Source organism: Streptomyces sp. NPDC015661, from assembly GCF_043077765.1.
GTDB lineage: Bacteria > Actinomycetota > Actinomycetes > Streptomycetales > Streptomycetaceae > Streptomyces.
Map to the genome: position 1 here is coordinate 116979 of NZ_JBIBST010000010.1, position 15813 is coordinate 132791.

A 15813-nucleotide genomic window follows, 5' to 3' on the forward strand; every position below is an offset into this window, starting at 1 on the left:
GGACAATGCAGGGGAGGGTCAAGGGACAGTAAAATCGTTCGGTTTACTGACCCTTGTTCAAGGATATGAACTTATGGCGGCGACTGTGAGGGTGGGCGAGAGTCCGGGTGTGAGGGTGGGCGCGAGGCTGGGTGCGAGGCGGGTGTGAGGGTGGGCGCGAGGCTGGGCGTGAGGGTGGGTGCGAGGCGGGCGTGGGACGGGTGCGAGGCGGGCGTGAGGCCGGCTCAGCGCATCAGCTCTCCGGCGTTGACCAGCAGCGACTGCCCCGTGATCGCCCGCGCCCGGTCCGAGGCGAGGAAGGCCGCCGCCTCCGCCACGTCCCCGTCCGTCGCGAGCTCCGGCAGCGCCATCCGCTCGGTGAGCCGGGCGAGCACCTCCGCCTCGGGCACCCCCTCGGTGTGCGCGGCGAACTGGACGTACGCCTGGACCGGCGGCCCCCACATCCAGCCCGGCAGCACGGTGTTGACCCGGATCCGGTGCGGCCCCAGCTCGTGCGCGAGCGAGTACATCGCCGAGGTCAGGGCCCCCTTCGAGGCCGCGTACGCCGCCTGCCGCACCTGCGAGGGCGCCGCCACCGCCGACTGCGTCCCGATCAGGACCACCGAACCCCCGCGCTCCTTCAGCGCCGGCAGGCAGGCCCGGGTCATCCGCAGGGTGCCGAGCAGGTTCACGTCGAGGACCCCCTGCCAGGTCCCGAAGTCCGCGTCCTCCAGGCCCCCGAAGTAGGAGTCCCAGGCGGCGACGTGGACCACCGCGTCGATGCCGCCGAAGCGCTCGACGGCGAGCGCGGCGAGTGCGTCGCACTGCTCCTCGTCGGTGATGTCCGTGGCGCGGTACGCGGTACGGCGCCCCTCCGGGTCGATCTCCGCCGCGGACTTGGCGAGGTTGGCCTCGGTGCGGGCCCCGAGGACGGCGTTGCCCCCGTCCCGTACCACCGTCTCCGCGATCCGGTGCCCGAGCCCGGCACCGACACCCGACACGACGACCGTCTTTCCCTGGAGCAGCATCCGGACCCTCCTCGACCCTGGCCAATCATCTGACGGCCCGTCAGGGTAGGTGCCTGTCACCGACAAAGGAAGACAAGGGAAGCCACCGGAAGCCACTGGAAGACACTGAAGACACGGGAAGGGGTACGGGAGTGAGCGAGGAGACCCACAGCGAGACGTACGCGGAGCTGGCCGCCGTCGGTCCGTACGGCGTGCGTCCCGGCCACGCGCTGATCACCATGGTGGAACCGCATCCGGGCCACGAGTACGCGTACAACCGCTGGTACGAGGACGACCACTACTACGCGGGCGCCATGGCCATGCCCTGGATGTACGCGGGCCGGCGCTGGGTCGCCACCCGCGAACTCCAGGAGCTGCGCTACCCGGAGAAGTCGGCGGTCGCCCAGCCGGTCACCGCCGGCGCCTACATCTCCACGTACTGGATCACCGAGGGCCGCTACGACGACCACATGAAGTGGACGGTCGGGATCAACAAGCGGCTCAACCGCGACGCCCGGGTCCACCAGGCCCGGACCCACGTCTTCACGTCCTTCCAGGACCACGAGACCACCGTCTACCGCGACGGCGCCGCCGGTCCCCGGGACTTCCACGCCCTGGACCACCCGTACCGCGGGCTCGTCCTGCAGGTGATCGACGCCGAGGACGCGGGCAAGCGGGCCGAGGTCCTGGAGTGGCTGCGGTCCCGGGAGCTGCCGCGCCGGCTGGCGGGCTCCCCGGCGGCGATGGTGACCGTCTTCCGGCCGACTCCGCTGCCCGGCGACCGCATGACCTACGTGAAGCAGGTCGAGGGGGTCGACACCCGGCTCACGCTGCTCTGGTTCCTGGAGACGGACCCGAGGGAGTGCTGGGAGGAGCGTTTCGCCGGGCTCGACGCGGGCGGGCTCGGCCGGGTGGAGCTGGTGGCTCCGTTCATCCCGACGGTGCCGGGGACGGACCGGTACGTGGACGAACTGCGCTGAACCGCGCCGGAAAAGAGCCGAGCCCCCTCGGCCAGGACGGCGGACCGGTCGAGAGGGCTCATACGTACTGCTGGTGACGGCGTGCGCGCACCGGGGCTCAGAGGGCCCCGTTGCTCACCTCGCCGACGAAGGCGTTCCACGAACCCGGTCCGAAAGAGAGGGACGGACCCTCGGGGGCCTTGGAGTCCCGCACCGCGATCGCGGCCATGACGGGGGACTTCACTTCGACGCAGGCCCCGTTCCCGCCCGAGTACGAGGACTTCGTCCAGGTGTCCGTACCACCCTGAATAATCGCCATGCTGCTCACTCCGGTTCTGCCAAGTAGTGTGTCGCGCCAACGTTCTTGATGGCGTGATCGACGCTACTCGCCGGCCCCGGGCGGCGGGACCGGCGTTCACACGTCCGAGTGGCATATTCAGCTGGCGCTTCCGTGGGAGCGATCACCAGGTGTACGGTGCCTGCCCCGCCCCCGGAGGGTCACCCCTGGGCGTGCTTCTTCGCCATCTTCGAGATGAACTCCCGCGTCTGCTCGACGTTCAGCGCCTGTGCCCTGAGGTGCTCGTACATGACGGAGTACTTGCCGACGTCCTGCGCCTTCTCCAGGTACAGATCGCTCGTCACGCCCTCGATGTACACGACGCTGGAATCCGAGGTGTCCGGGAACTCCAGGATCGAGTACTGCCCGCTGATCCCCGGATGCGCGCCCATCTCGAACGGGATCACCTGCACGGTGACGTGCGGCAGGTGCGACTGCTCGATCAGATGCTCCAGCTGCTCGACCATCAGCTGCCGGCTGCCCACGATCCGGTGCAGCGCGCCCTCGTCGATGACGGCCCACAGCCGCAGCGGACGCTCCTCGTCCCGGATCCGCTCCTGGCGGCGGGTCCGCACCGTGACCCGCTTCTCGATGTCCGCCGCCGTCGACTCCGGCATCGCCCCGGAGATCACGGCCTCCGCGTACGCCGGGGTCTGGAGCAGTCCGGGGATGATCTGCGACTCGTACATCCGCAGGCTCTCCGCGTCCGTCTCCAGACCGATGTAGACGCTGTACGGGATGTCGCCGAAGGCGTGCCACCAACCCTGCTGGCGCGAGTCCTTGGCCATCTGCATGAGGGAGTCGACCATGCGCTCGTCCTCGACCTCGTACACACCGCACAGGTCCCGGACGTCACGCTGGCTGATGGAGCGACGGCCGTTCTCCAGCCGGCTGATCTTGGACTGGGAGACGAGAAGGCGCTCGGCGACCTGCTCGGCCGTCATGTTCTTCGCCTCGCGGAGCTTGCGCAGCTCCTGGCCCAATCGGCGTCGCCTGACGGTGGGGTTGACGTTGGACGCCACGGAAACTGCACCTCCGGCTGTCTGCTGCGTAGCTGTGAGTATCTACCGCTTGGCAGACTGCCACCAATGGCCGGGTGTGCGCTGGGAAACCCGGACAACGGGAAAGCCGGGCAGCGCACATGTGCGGGACGGCCGTCCAGACCGCCCCGCACACCTGTGCGGCTCCCGGATGGTTCTCGGTCGTGCGTGTTCCGTACGCGCGGTGCGTGTTCTTTGCGTGCGGTGGTGTTCCGTACGTGCGGTGCGTGTTCCGTACGTACGGTGGTTGTTCCGCACGTGCCGTGCGTGTTCCGTACGTGCGGTGGTTCAGTGTGCGGCCGCGCGGGCCATGCTGCCGCGAGGCTGCGCCGGGACGCTCGCGGCGCTCCGGCGCGGCTGTGCCGCCGCACCGTTCTGGACGTCCATCACGGCGTGCGCCACGAGTCCGCCCATGGGGTCGTGCCGGATCAGATCGCGCAGCCGGGACCGCGACGACCGTCCTTCGTTGCCGGGGTACAGGTGCTTCCCGAGACCGACCGCGTGGGCCAGCGCGGCAAGCGCCGCGGTCCGCGGGTCCGGCGGTACGCCGGTGCGGATCGCACTGTCCAGTCGGGCACGGATCTCCCGACTGATCGCCGTGTCCGTCGCCTGGTAGCGAGTCGTCGGCAACACCCCGCACATCTGGCCCTCCACGGCATGCACCATGCCGCATCGCTCCAGATGCGAGAGATACGTCTGACGGAGCCCCAGCCGGGGCCCGCCGATCCAGTGGACGGCCCGAACCGGGCTGCCACGCCTGCGCAGCAGCTCCAGTGCGGAGTCCAGTGTCGGATCTCCGGTCGGCCGTGGCATCACCACGGCGATACGATCCCCGTCAGGGGCTATCCGGCCTGCCAGAGCCAGCTCCACTAGCTGTGCTCCGGCCAGACCGAGGTCGAGCGACTGCGGCTGCGCTGTGGTACCCGTGGTCGGGTCCAGAGCGAGCAGCAGAAGCTCTTCCGGAATAGTTCTGCGGCTCCTGCCCATCCATGCCTCCCCGCGTGGATGAATGACAGGGTGACCCCTCTCACATTCATCTGTCGAGAGTGCCTGGGTGGTTCATCCGGGAACCAGTAGGTATGTCGTTCTCGTCTAGCACGGGAGCCAAGGGGTTCACACAGGACACTGGTAGACGGTTCGGACGTACGTATGACGCATGGAGGAGGCACGGTGGCGGGCGAGTCCCCCGACAAGGCGGAGCAGCAGGGGTCGTCTCAGGAGACGGCGGCCTCGGGCGGCGGCGGCCGGGATCCTCGGCTTTCCGTGCTCCGCGAGTCAGAGTCCTCGCCGTCCGCGGCGGTTCAGGTCGACCAGCCGACGGCCGTGTTCAAGACCCTGGCGCCGCGCACGCCGGAGGACGACGAGCCGAAGGCGGCGGCTGAGCCGGAGCCGAAGTCGGAGCCGGAGCCGGAGCCGGATTCGAAGCCGGGGTCGGAGCCGGGGTCGGAGCCGGAGGGTGACCGGCTGAAGGCGGCTGTGGCGGCGTGGGTCGCGACGGCGGAGGCGTCGGAGGCGGCGGAGACGTCGGAGACGTCGGAGACCGAGGCGTCGGAGGCATCGGCGGCCTCGGTCGAGGAGCCGGAGTCCGAGGACGACGGTGAGCCCGAGGACGACGGTGAGCCCGAGCCGGAGGGCGAGGCCGAGGCCGACGACTCCGAGGACGAGGACGAGCCGCGGGACGACGAGCCGGACGACGAGCCCGAGGACGGGCCCGAGGAGGCGGACGAGGAGTCCGACGACGAGCCGGACGAGGAGCCCGTCGAGGACAAGGCGTCGGCCGGTGGCAAGGCGCCCTCCGCGTCCTGGTTCGCCGCGCGGAAGCCGGCCGCTGCCGAGAAGCCCTCCGCGGACTCGGCCGAGGACTCCTCCGGGAACTCCTCCGGCGACTCCTCCGAGGACAAGCAGCCGGTCGAGAAGCCGGTCGAGGAGCCGTCCGAGACGCCGGTCGACCAGCCGACGACCATGTTCAAGATGGTCCGTCCGCCCGTCGTGGACCAGCCGACGACCGCCCTGAAGCTTCCGTCCAGCCTGACCGCGGACTCCGACAGCGAGCGCACCAGCGTGTTCCGCGCGCTGCGCCCCGACATCCCGGCCGACCAGAAGGCCGAGAAGGCGGCACAGGAGGCCGCCAAGGCCTCCGCCGCCCCGGCTCCCGCTCCCGAGGCCCCGGCCGCGCCCAAGGCGCCCACGCCCAAGGCGCCCACGCCCAAGGAGGCGGCCGCGCCCGCCCCCGTACCCACGCCGGCGGCGCTCGCCGAGCCGGAGCGGACCCGGCAGCAGCCGCTGCCGCCGCTGCCCCCGCTCGACCTGCTCGCGGAGCTGACGAACACGCCGCCCCCGCCGCCGAACGCGATGCGGACGACCCTGCGGCGGGTGCGGATCTGGACGCCGCTGGTCCTGCTCGTCCTGATCGTCTTTGCGATCGTGCAGATGGTCCGTCCGCTGCCGGCGCCCGCGCTGACCCTGTCGGCCGCGCCGACGTTCACCTTCGAGGGCGGCGAACTGCAGATGCCGTGGCCCAACGAGGGCCAGGGCGCCGTCGAGGTCGAGGGCGTCGGTTCCATGGGCCAGTACGGAGCGCAGAAGCCGGCTCCGATCGCGTCCGTGACCAAGACGATGACCGCGTACGTGATCCTCCGCGACCACCCGATCAAGGGGAAGGAGCAGGGCCCCGAGATCGCGATCGACAAGAAGGCCGCCGACCAGGCGAAGCACACGTCGGAGTCGACGGCTCCGGTCAAGGAGGGCCAGAGCTACACGGAGAGGGAGCTCCTGGAGCTCCTGATGATCCCCTCCGCGAACAACGTGGCGCGGCTGCTCGCGCGTTGGGACGCCGGTTCGGAGGCGGCGTTCGTCGAGAAGATGAACGCCGCCGCGAAGGACCTGGGCATGACCCAGTCCACGTACACGGACCCGTCCGGCCTGCTCGACAGCACGATGTCGACCCCGCAGGACCAGCTGAAGCTGGCGAAGGCGGTCATGCAGTACGACGTGTTCCGCGCGATCGTGAACATGCCGAACGTGACGGTCGACGGCATCCCCGGCCGGATCGAGAACAACAACAACATCCTGCTCCACGACGGTGTCAGCGGCATCAAGACCGGCTCCTCCACCCCGGCCGGCGGCAATCTGCTGTGGGCGGCGAACACCGTCGTCGACGGCCAGGACCGCCGCATCCTGGGCATCGTCATGGGGGCGAAGGACGCCAAGATGCTCATCGACAAGCTGCAGCTCGCCATCGACAACAGCCTCAAGCTGATCCAGCAGGCCCAGAAGGACGTCACCTCGGCGGCCGTGGTCAAGAAGGGCCAGGTCCTCGGCTACGTGGACGACGGCCTCGGCGGCCGCACGCCGGTGATCGCGACCAAGGAGCTCAAGGCGGTCGGCTGGCCGGGCCTCAAGGTGGAGCTGGACCTCACCGACGGCGGCAAGGCCGTCCCGCACTCCGGCAAGGCGGGGGACATCGTCGGCCAGGTGTCGATCGGGACGGGATCCGGCAAGGTCAGCTCCCCGGTCGCCCTCCAGAAGGACCTGGTGGAACCGGGCTTCGACAAGAAGCTCACCCGAGTGGGCTGACGGCGCGGACCGAGTGCCCGGGCGGGGGTCCGGGCCGAGCACCTGGGCCGGGAGTCCGGGCCGCGCGCTCGGGCCGACTGTCCGGGCAGCGCGCCCGGGCCAAGCACCCGGCCCGACAGTCCGGGCCGACAGTCCGGCCTGACAGTCCGGGCCGCGCGCTCGGGCCGACAGTCCGGGCAGCGCGCCCGGCCCGAGAGCCCGGCTCGACAGCCCGGGCCGCATGCCCGGCCCGAGAACCCGGGCCGCATGCCCGGCCCGAGCGCCCGGCGGCCGTCAGGCCGACAGTCCGCCCGCGACAGCCGGGCACCCCGGTTCTCCGGAGTGCCCGGCTGTTAGCGTTTCCGGGGGACGAGAAGCATGCGTGACCACGCGTGACCACGCGAGAAGCGAGACGGCAGCACGGGAGAGGGCCGCAGTGACCACCGCCGAGCCGACACGCGCCGACCGCGCGGAGTCCGACCCCGACGTCTACCGTGATGGCCATGAAGCTCCTGCCCCCCGGGACATCGCCCGCGACTCGCACGCCGATATCGGATCCGATTCGCTCTCGCGAATAGTGCTCCCGACCCAGCGGCCCGCCCCCGCACCCGCGCCGGCGCCCGCCCCGGAACAGGCCACCCCCACACCCACCCGCGCCCCGCGGCGCAAGCGCCGCTACCCGGTCATGGTGGCGACCGGGCTCGCCGCCCTCACGCACGTCCTGTGGTTCTTCCTCTTCGCGAACAGCGGAGGGGACCTGGCCGCGCAGGACGCGTGGGCCGAGTTCGTCGGACGGCACCCCGACTCCGCGTACAACCTGGCCTGGTACGGCGGGATGCACCCCGTCTCGTACAGCGTGGTCTCGCCGTACCTGATGTCGGTGCTCGGCGTCCGCAGCACGATGATGGTCGCCGGGACGCTGTCGGCGGCGCTGACCGCGCTGATCCTGGTGCGGGTGCGGGCGGTCCGGAACCCGATGGTCTGCTCGATCGCGGCCGTCTTCGCGTTCCTGTGCAACGCGCTCTCGGGCCGGGTGACCTTCGGCCTCGGCATGATGTTCGCGCTCGGCGCGGTCGCCGCCGTCTTCTGCTGGCCGCACCGCTGGCGCTACAAACGCTGGGCGAAGGCGGCGGTCGCCGCGCCGCTGGCCGGTCTGGCGACGGCGTGCAGCCCGGTCGCGGGCCTGTTCCTGGGGATCGCGGCGGCGGCGCTGTTCCTGAACAAGCGGCGCCCGGGCGCGTACGCCCTGGGCCTGGCCCCGGTGGCGGTGGTCGCGCTCTCCTCCTGGCTCTTCCCCTTCTCGGGCACGCAGCCGATGGCCTTCGGCTCGACGGCGCTGCCGCTGCTCTTCGGGATACTGACCTTCCTCCTCGTCCCGAAGGACTGGCGCACGGTCCGCACGGCCGCCGCCGTCTACTCCATCGGCACGCTGCTGACCTGGCTGATCGACTCGCAGATCGGCTCGAACATCTCCCGGCTTCCGATGCTGTTCGCGGGCGTCGTGCTGCTCGCCGCGCTGCCGTACACGGCGCCGCGCTCACGCCGCTGGTACGCGCTGCTGCTCGCCGTCGCCGGACTGAACTTCTGGATCGGCTTCAAGGGCGTCGACGACGTCATCCGCACGGCCCCCGACGCCTCCTGGGCCCGCGAGCTGGCCCCCCTGGTGAACCAGCTCCAGGTACGGGACGCGGGCAAGGCGCGCGTCGAGGTCGTACCGGCCTCCAGCCACCGCGAGTCCTCGGCGCTCAGCCCGTACATCAACCTGGCGCGCGGCTGGAACCGGCAGGCGGACATGGAGCGCAACCCGCTCTTCTACGACGACACGCTGAACGCCGCGAACTACCAGGACTGGCTCGACCGCTGGGCCGTCCACTACGTGGTCCTGCCGACCGGCGCCCCGGACTCGGGCGCCGAGCAGGAGGCGGAGCTGGTCCGCGAGGGCGTGCCGTACCTGAACCAGGTGTGGTCGGACGAGAACTGGCGGCTGTACGAGGTGCAGAACCCGACCCCGCTCGCCGACCCGCCGGCCGAGGTGCAGAGCGCGGAGGAGAACGAGGTCGTCATCCGCGTCGACAAGCCCGGCCGGGTCCTGATCCGCGTCCCGTACTCGCCGTGGCTGGCGCTCATGGACGAGAACGGCGGCAAGATCGAACCGCCGCAGGAGACGGAGGCCTCGAAACTGGCCCGCGAGGAGTCGGAGACCGAGCTCCCGAAGGTCTTCGCCAACGAGAAGGGCTGCCTCTTCAAGGCGGAGGCGGACGTCGAGGGCGACGAATGGACGGAACTCGTCGCCCCCAAGGCGGGCGTGTACCGCCTGGGCGCCCCGTACAAGCTGTCGCGGGGCACCGCCTGCCCGGAAGAGCTGCGGGGCTAGGCCAGGTCCGTCAGCTCGTCCGCGTACACCTGGGACAAGGGCTGGGGCCCCACGTACTGCTGACAGTTGCAGACGCCGGCCTCGTACCGGACGGGCTTCTTGTTCTCGTCCCAGGCGGTGGGTACCTCGACCCGCTCGTGGCACCGGCCCTGCTTGTCGTGCTTGGCGAGATGGTGCGTGCACCCGCACACGGGCTCGGGCGCCCGGTGCGCCGCCTCGAGGGCGAGCCGTTCCTGTTTGGCGGCTTCGACGAGCTCCATCTTCCGCTCGTGTCGATGGCGCAGCGCGGTGCGGATGTTGTCGGCGGCCCAGGCGAAGCCACCGGTCCAGAACAGAATCAGAACCCACCAGAACCAGTCCACGGTTCCCCCATTTCCCCCGGTAAGTGAAGGCCAGGATAGAACCGGTGGGCGGGGCCGCAGAGCTGTCGAGACCTCCAGAATCAGGAACTCGGAGTCACGGCGGAGCTCACCGAGGAGAGCGCGGAGACGACGGCGCCGACGACGAGCAGACCGAGGCACAGGCTGCTGCACAGACCGAGCGCACCGGCGAACCCACCCCCAGCCGCTCCTGCACCCACGCAGCGGTACGAGCCTGGCGAGCCTCCCGCAGAACGACCAGCACCTGAGCCTTGAGCTCCCCCCGCTGCCGCCGCGGCGCCCGGCCCGTCACCATCCCACCGACCTCGGCCCACGCCAAAGGGCACCCACCGATCCCGGCAGGTGCCCTTTGGTCTTGTGCCCCCGGCAGGATTCGAACCTGCGACACCCGCTTTAGGAGAGCGGTGCTCTATCCCCTGAGCTACGAAGGCATGGCCAGGGACAGGGTAGCGGATGGGTCTCGTCGGGGTCGCCCCCCGGCGCCGATCGGGCTCTGGGGTTTGCCCTGTGGGCTGTTCGGTGGTCGTGGGGCAGCACTTACGATGCGATGACCGGATGGTCACCCGTGGCCGGTGGCTGGGCGTGCGTTCAGGAGGTCTTGTGGTGGCTGGTGGGGTCGAGCGGCTCTGTGGGTCCGGGGCGCCTTTCGCCGTCGACGGTGGGGTGTACGTCGGGGGGCCGCGGACTCTGCGGGAGTTCGTCGAGGTGACCTGGGCGTTCGGGGACCGGGTGTTTCTTGTGGCCGACAGTGTCTCGATGACCTATCGGGAGTTCTTCGACGCCGCCTGTGGGCTCGCGCGCCGGCTTGTCGGGGAGTACGGGCTTCGGCCCGGTGACCGGGTCGTTGTCGCCATGCGGAACGTGCCCGAGTGGCATGTCGCCTTCTGGGCCGCGCAGCTCGCCGGGCTCGTTGCCGTGCCGCTCAACGCCTGGTGGACCGAGGACGAGTTCGCCTACGCGCTCGACGACTGCTCGCCCGGTGTGCTGCTCGTCGACGGGGAGCGGGTCGGGCGGGTGAGGGCTTGGGCCGCACGGAACGCCGTGCCCGGCATCGTCTTCCGGGGCGAGGCCGAAGACGGGTTCGTCTCCTACGTCGTCGATGACGATCCCCTCCTCGGGCCGCCCCTCGTCGACGTTCTTCCCGAGCACGACTCCACCATCATCTACACCTCCGGGACCACCGGGCGCCCCAAGGGTGCCGTCGCCACCCACCTCGCGCAGGTCGGTGCCGCCATGAATCCGCGGTACTTCGCCGCCGCCGCGGCCCTCGCCCGCGGGGACGTGCCCGGGGCCGGGCCCGCGATCGTGTCCCTGACCACGTTCCCGTTCTTCCACGTCGCCGCGTTCACGTCGTTCTACGCCGTCATGGCCGCCGGCGGGACCCTCGTGATGATGCGGAAGTGGGATGCGGGGCATGCCCTCCGGCTCATCCGCGAGCATCGCGTCACCCATTACGCCGGGGTTCCCACCACCGCGCTTCAGCTGCTCGATCTCGCGCGGCGCAACGGTGATCCGCTGGACAGCCTCACTCTGCTCAGTACCGGGGGTGCCGCCGCCCCGCCCGGGATCGTCGGAGGGATCACCGAGGCGTACGGCGAGCGGATCGAGCCCCGCAACGGGTACGGGCTGACCGAGACCTGTGGCGGTGTCCTGTCGAACGTCGGCGCCGAGTACCGGGCGTTCCCCGGGAGCGTCGGGCGGCCCTCGCCCGTCACCGAGGTGCGGATCCACCGGCCCGATGCCGAGGGGGTGGGGGAGTTGTGGCTGCGTGGGCAGAGTCTGATTCGGGGGTATTGGGGGGATCAGGCCGCCACCCGTGCCGCTTTCGGTGACGACGGGTGGTTTCGGACCGGGGATCTTGCGCGAGTCGATCAGCACGGGCGCGTCAGCATCGTCGACCGGCTCACCGACATGGTGATCCGCGGCGGCGAGAACGTGTACTGCGTCGAGGTCGAGGCCGCCCTCCACCGGCATCCCGACGTCGTCGACGCCGCCGTGTTCGGTGTTCCGCATCCTCTGCTCGGTGAGGAGGTCGTGGCCGTCGTGCGGTTGCGTGAGGGGGCCGATGTCGACGGCGAGGGGCTGCGCGCGCACGTCGGTCTGCGCCTCGCCGCCTTCAAGGTGCCAGCCCGGGTTCTCGTACGGGAGGAGGAGCTGCCGCGGAATCCGACCGGGAAGCTTCTCAAGGGGCAGCTCAGGGACCTCGTCAGCGGCGGGTGATGCGCACCCGGTACGTTCCCGCCCCGTCCTCGTCCAGGACGGTGATCCTTATGCCGTTGGCCCGGTCCGTGAACGTCTCCCCCGGGCCGTACGGGGCGTCCGACAGTTCCGCGTGGACGTTGGCCCGGCGGGTGCAGCCGCCGCTGGCCCGGTCGCTGTCGGACACCGTCACCGGGCCGTGGCCCGTGTCCACGTCCGACTCCACCCGGTAGACCAGGACGCCGCTCTCGCAGACGGCCTCGTCGTTGCCGTCCTTGCTGCGGACCTCGACCGCGTATCCGGAGGTTCCGGAGAGCGGGACGAACGCGAGCTTGGGGCCGCCGGGGACCGCGAGCGGCGTGAGGCTGTAGTCGCCGCTGCCGGGGGTGGAGGCGCAGCTGACCTGGTCGTTGTCGAGCCAGCCCAGTTTCCACTTGTGCCAGCCCAGCAGGTCGTTGTTGGCGCCCCAGTCCTCGGACATGATGTCCCAGTGTCCGACGGTGCCGCCGCCGTCCGAGGTGTAGAGGTCGGGCAGCCCGAAGACGTGACCGTTCTCGTGCGGCAGGACGCGGTAGCCGGTCTCGGCGAAGCTGCCGGAGCCGTCGTCCTGGCGGCTGTAGACGAAGGACGTGTTGGCGAGCGGCACGCCGTCGGCGTACGGGGCGTCGTCGTTGCCGGAGAACGTCACGGACAGGACGGTGTCGAGCGCGGAGGGCCCCGCGTTCGGGGTGACGAGGACGTTGACCAGGTCGTACGCACTGAAGTCCACCCGCGCGTCGGCCGCCTTCACGATGTCCTCGACGAGGGCGCGGTAGCCCGGTTCGTACGGTGAGCCGCGCTCGATCCCGTACGAGGAGAAGGCGCGGGGCATCCGCAGCCAGTCGGGTATCGGGGCCTCGGGCTCGTACTGCAGGCGCCCGTACGAGCTGGTGCGGAACCATTCCGCGGTCTGCGGGAAGAACTCGCGGAAGCGGCCCATGGCCGTGCCGTCCCCGGGGGCGTCCGGGAAGTCGATCATCAGGTTGAGGGCCCTGACGCGGCCCGTGGAGCGTACGTATCCGGGGGCCGTGGGCAGCCCCTCCGACATCTGCACGCCCATCGTGGTGGCGATGCGGCACGGTCCCAGCTGGGCGCCGCTCGGCGCGGCGGCCACCGGGCCCGCCGAGGCGGGGGCGGGCCCGGGGAGGCCGGCGCTCGCCGAGACGAGCAGGGCGAGGGAGAGTGCCGTGGTCGCCGCCAGGGCGACGGGTCTGCGTATCCGTCGGCGGGGGTGCTGCATACGTCGCCTCTCCGGTGGGGGCAGGTCGGCGCAGCGGCCCCTTCCGCGGGCCCGCGCTGTGCGATCAGCCTGTGTCGCCCGGTCCGGGTGTGCGCGTCGGGTGGTCCGATCGTGGGTATTCCGGGGGATCGCGGGGTTGTGGCGCAGGTCACATTCGGGGTGGGAAATAAGCGGGGACCTGGTCCCCGTTTACGCCTGTGTTCGATGAAGCGGGGAATTCTTCCCCGGATGCCAGTGAGGAGGCCGGCGTGACCAGCACCGCCGACACCGCGCCCGCCCGCCGCGTACCCCGGCCGCGCGCCGACGCCCTGCGCAACCGCGAGCGGATCGTGACGGCGGCCCGTGAGATGTTCGTCGAGTTCGGGTCCCAGGTGCCCTACGACGAGATCGCGCGCCGGGCCGGCGTCGGGAACGCCACCCTCTACCGGAACTTCCCCGAGCGCGCCGACCTCGTCCGCGAGGTCGTCCTCTCGATCATGGCCCGCGTCACCGAGCTCGCCGAGCAGGGTGCCGAGGGGCAGGGCGCCGAGGGCGCGGACGACCCCTTCGTCGCGCTGCGCCGCTTCACCCACGCCGCCGCCGACGAGCGCATCGGAGCCCTGTGCCCCATGCTCGACGGCGCCTTCGACAAGGACCACCCCGACCTGATGGCCGAACGCGAGCGCCTGGAGGCGGCCGTCCAGGGCCTCGTCGACCGGGCGCAGCGGGCCGGCCGGCTCCGCGCCGACGTCGGCGTCGGCGACCTCATGGTGGCCATCTCCCAGCTGACCCGTCCGCTGCCCGGCTCCGCCTGCGGGGCCTTCGACCAGTTCGTCCACCGCCATCTGCAGCTGTTCCTCGACGGCCTGGAGGCGCCCGCCCGCTCCGAACTGCCCGGCAGGGCCGTGACCCTGGAGGACCTGAGACGCGACGCGTGCTCCGCGTCGTGAGCGCCCCCGTCCGGCGCCCCTGAACTCATGTAACCCGCACGTCCCGCACGTCCCGCACGTCCCGCACGTCCCGCACGTCCCGCACGTCCCGCACGTCCCGCACGTCCCGCACGTCCCGCACGTCCTTACGCCCTTTTTCACCAGTACGCGCCAAGAGGTGGCTACCCCCATGCCGAAAATCCCCGAGAAGCCCGCGATCCAGGCCGACCCCGGCCGCTGGAAAGCCCTGATCTTCATCGCCCTCGCCCAGCTGATGGTCGTGCTCGACGCGACCATCGTGAACATCGCGCTGCCCTCCGCCCAGCAGGACCTCGGGATCTCGGACGGCAACCGGCAGTGGGTCATCACCGCCTACGCCCTCGCCTTCGGCGGACTCCTCCTCTTCGGCGGCCGCATCGCCGACCTGTGGGGCCGCAAGCGCACCTTCGTCACCGGCCTCATCGGCTTCGCCGCCGCCTCCGCCCTCGGCGGGGCCGCGACCGGCGAGGCCATGATGCTCGGAGCCCGTGCGCTCCAGGGCGCCTTCGGCGCGCTCCTGGCGCCCGCCGCGCTCTCGCTGCTCGCCGTGACCTTCACCGACGCCAAGGAGCGCGCGAAGGCCTTCGGCATCTACGGCGCGATCGCCGGTGGCGGCGGCGCCGTGGGCCTGATCCTCGGCGGCTTCCTGACCCAGTACCTGAACTGGCGCTGGACGTTCTTCGTCAACATCCCGTTCGCCGTGGTCGCCGCCGTCGGCGCGTACCTCGTCGTCCGTGAGCCCGAGGGCGGCCGCAACCGCTCGCCGCTCGACATCCCCGGCGTGATCCTCTCCACCCTCGGTCTGGTCGCGCTCGTCTACGGCTTCACCCGCGCCGAGTCCGCGGGCTGGAGCGACTCCGGCACGATCGGCCTCTTCGTCGCCTCCGGCGTGCTGCTCATCGCCTTCGCGCTCACCGAGTCGCGGGTCAGGTTCCCGCTGCTGCCGCTGCGCGTCGTGGCCAACCGCAACCGCGGCGGTGTCTACCTGTCGCTGGGTCTCGCCGTCATCGCGATGTTCGGCCTGTTCCTCTTCCTGACGTACTACCTCCAGGTCGTGAAGGGGTACTCGCCGGTCAAGACGGGCTTCGCGTTCCTGCCGATGATCGTCGGCATGATCACGGGCTCGACCCAGATCGGCACGCGCCTGATGACCCGCGTCCCGCCGCGGTTCCTGATGGCCCCGGGCTTCCTGACCGCCGGCATCGGCATGCTGCTCCTCACCCAGCTGGAGATCGGCACCTCGTACGCCGGGCTGATCCTGCCCGCGCAGCTGCTCCTCGGCCTGGGCATGGGTACGGCGTTCATGCCGGCCATGTCGCTCGCGACGATCGGCGTGGACCCGCGGGACGCCGGTGTGGCCTCCGCGATGGTCAACACCTCCCAGCAGGTCGGCGGCGCCATCGGTACGGCCCTGCTGAACACGATCGCCGCCTCGGCGACCACCGCCTACCTGACCGACCACGCCGCCGGCGCGACCACCCCGGACGCGCAGAAGCTGCTCCAGCTCCAGGGCATGGTCGAGGGGTACGCCGCGGCCATCTGGTGGGCGGTCGGCATCCTGGTCCTCGCGGCCACGATCGCCGCGGTCCTCATCAACACCGGGAAGCCGGGGACCGGCGCGGTCGCCGCGTCCGGCTCGGGGGTCGAGGACGAGGTGAAGGTGCCCGTCGTCGCCCACTGATCCCGCTGATCCCGGCCGCGTACGTGGCCCTGCCCCGGCTCCGCTTGTCTGCGGAGCCGGGGCAGGGCTGTTTTGC

The 15813-nt window shown here is 71.0% G+C and carries 12 protein-coding genes and 1 tRNA gene; 6 read left to right on the forward strand and 7 right to left on the reverse strand.

Annotated elements, in window-relative coordinates:
* Positions 1 to 224 precede the first annotated feature (224 nt).
* On the reverse strand, positions 225 to 1007 hold the full coding sequence (locus tag ACF07V_RS26660) for an SDR family oxidoreductase (protein WP_392157807.1): 783 nt from the start codon (positions 1005 to 1007) through the stop codon (positions 225 to 227).
* Between the two features lie 131 nt (positions 1008 to 1138).
* Between ACF07V_RS26660 and ACF07V_RS26665 the strand changes: the two genes are divergently transcribed.
* A complete protein-coding gene (locus tag ACF07V_RS26665) occupies positions 1139 to 1966 on the forward strand; it encodes a hypothetical protein (RefSeq protein WP_392157809.1) in 828 nt (275 codons plus the stop codon).
* A 97-nt stretch (positions 1967 to 2063) separates the two neighbouring features.
* On the opposite strand, the gene ACF07V_RS26670 is transcribed toward ACF07V_RS26665, so the two are convergent.
* The 3 genes from ACF07V_RS26670 to ACF07V_RS26680 all read right to left on the reverse strand — a co-directional run bounded on the left by ACF07V_RS26670 (position 2064) and on the right by ACF07V_RS26680 (position 4309).
* Complete coding sequence (locus ACF07V_RS26670) at positions 2064 to 2264, reverse strand: DUF397 domain-containing protein (protein WP_093875591.1); 201 nt, start codon at positions 2262 to 2264, stop codon at positions 2064 to 2066.
* A 179-nt stretch (positions 2265 to 2443) separates the two neighbouring features.
* Entirely contained in the window at positions 2444 to 3304 is an 861-nt protein-coding gene (locus ACF07V_RS26675; RefSeq protein ID WP_392157811.1) for a helix-turn-helix domain-containing protein, read from the reverse strand.
* A 306-nt stretch (positions 3305 to 3610) separates the two neighbouring features.
* On the reverse strand, positions 3611 to 4309 hold the full coding sequence (locus tag ACF07V_RS26680; RefSeq protein WP_392157813.1) for a GPP34 family phosphoprotein: 699 nt from the start codon (positions 4307 to 4309) through the stop codon (positions 3611 to 3613).
* Between the two features lie 183 nt (positions 4310 to 4492).
* Here ACF07V_RS26680 and ACF07V_RS26685 point away from each other — a divergent pair, with 183 nt between their 5' ends.
* Both ACF07V_RS26685 and ACF07V_RS26690 read left to right on the forward strand, forming a co-directional pair.
* On the forward strand, positions 4493 to 6898 hold the full coding sequence (locus ACF07V_RS26685) for a D-alanyl-D-alanine carboxypeptidase family protein (RefSeq protein WP_392157815.1): 2406 nt from the start codon (positions 4493 to 4495) through the stop codon (positions 6896 to 6898).
* Between the two features lie 664 nt (positions 6899 to 7562).
* The gene (locus tag ACF07V_RS26690; RefSeq protein WP_392158156.1) at positions 7563 to 9251 is read left to right on the forward strand and encodes an MFS transporter; all 1689 of its coding nucleotides are present in this window, start codon (positions 7563 to 7565) and stop codon (positions 9249 to 9251) included.
* Here ACF07V_RS26690 and ACF07V_RS26695 read toward each other — a convergent pair.
* Positions 9248 to 9613, reverse strand: a complete 366-nt coding sequence (locus ACF07V_RS26695; RefSeq protein ID WP_392157817.1) for a hypothetical protein — start codon at positions 9611 to 9613, stop codon at positions 9248 to 9250. The genes ACF07V_RS26690 and ACF07V_RS26695 overlap by 4 nt on opposite strands.
* A 376-nt stretch (positions 9614 to 9989) precedes the next feature.
* Positions 9990 to 10062 (reverse strand) — tRNA-Arg (locus tag ACF07V_RS26700).
* A gap of 22 nt (positions 10063 to 10084) precedes the next feature.
* On the opposite strand from ACF07V_RS26700, the gene ACF07V_RS26705 reads away from it, so the two are divergent.
* A complete protein-coding gene (locus tag ACF07V_RS26705; RefSeq protein WP_392157819.1) occupies positions 10085 to 11851 on the forward strand; it encodes a class I adenylate-forming enzyme family protein in 1767 nt (588 codons plus the stop codon).
* Here the strand turns inward: ACF07V_RS26705 and ACF07V_RS26710 are convergent.
* Positions 11838 to 13109: a M6 family metalloprotease domain-containing protein gene (locus ACF07V_RS26710; RefSeq protein WP_392157820.1), complete on the reverse strand. Its 1272-nt coding sequence runs from the start codon at positions 13107 to 13109 to the stop codon at positions 11838 to 11840. The two genes, ACF07V_RS26705 and ACF07V_RS26710, sit on opposite strands and share 14 nt — an antisense overlap.
* Before the next feature lie 248 nt (positions 13110 to 13357).
* On the opposite strand from ACF07V_RS26710, the gene ACF07V_RS26715 reads away from it, so the two are divergent.
* Together ACF07V_RS26715 and ACF07V_RS26720 are read left to right on the forward strand one after the other, a co-directional pair.
* Positions 13358 to 14038, forward strand: coding sequence for a TetR/AcrR family transcriptional regulator (locus tag ACF07V_RS26715; protein ID WP_392157822.1), 681 nt, complete (start codon positions 13358 to 13360; stop codon positions 14036 to 14038).
* Positions 14039 to 14207: 169 nt separating this feature from the next.
* Complete coding sequence (locus ACF07V_RS26720; protein WP_392157824.1) at positions 14208 to 15737, forward strand: MFS transporter; 1530 nt, start codon at positions 14208 to 14210, stop codon at positions 15735 to 15737.
* The last annotated feature ends 76 nt before the right edge of the window (positions 15738 to 15813 follow it).

What these genes read in the sequence shown, in the direction of transcription:
- ACF07V_RS26660 (WP_392157807.1), bottom strand. Translation starts at nt 1,007, where the DNA reads ATGCTGCTCCAGGGAAAGACGGTCGTCGTGTCGGGTGTCGGTGCCGGG.
- ACF07V_RS26670 (WP_093875591.1), bottom strand. Translation starts at nt 2,264, where the DNA reads ATGGCGATTATTCAGGGTGGTACGGACACCTGGACGAAGTCCTCGTAC.
- ACF07V_RS26680 (WP_392157813.1), bottom strand. Translation starts at nt 4,309, where the DNA reads ATGGGCAGGAGCCGCAGAACTATTCCGGAAGAGCTTCTGCTGCTCGCT.
- ACF07V_RS26690 (WP_392158156.1), top strand. Translation starts at nt 7,563, where the DNA reads ATGGTGGCGACCGGGCTCGCCGCCCTCACGCACGTCCTGTGGTTCTTC.
- ACF07V_RS26705 (WP_392157819.1), top strand. Translation starts at nt 10,085, where the DNA reads ATGGGTCTCGTCGGGGTCGCCCCCCGGCGCCGATCGGGCTCTGGGGTT.
- ACF07V_RS26710 (WP_392157820.1), bottom strand. Translation starts at nt 13,109, where the DNA reads ATGCAGCACCCCCGCCGACGGATACGCAGACCCGTCGCCCTGGCGGCG.
- ACF07V_RS26720 (WP_392157824.1), top strand. Translation starts at nt 14,208, where the DNA reads ATGCCGAAAATCCCCGAGAAGCCCGCGATCCAGGCCGACCCCGGCCGC.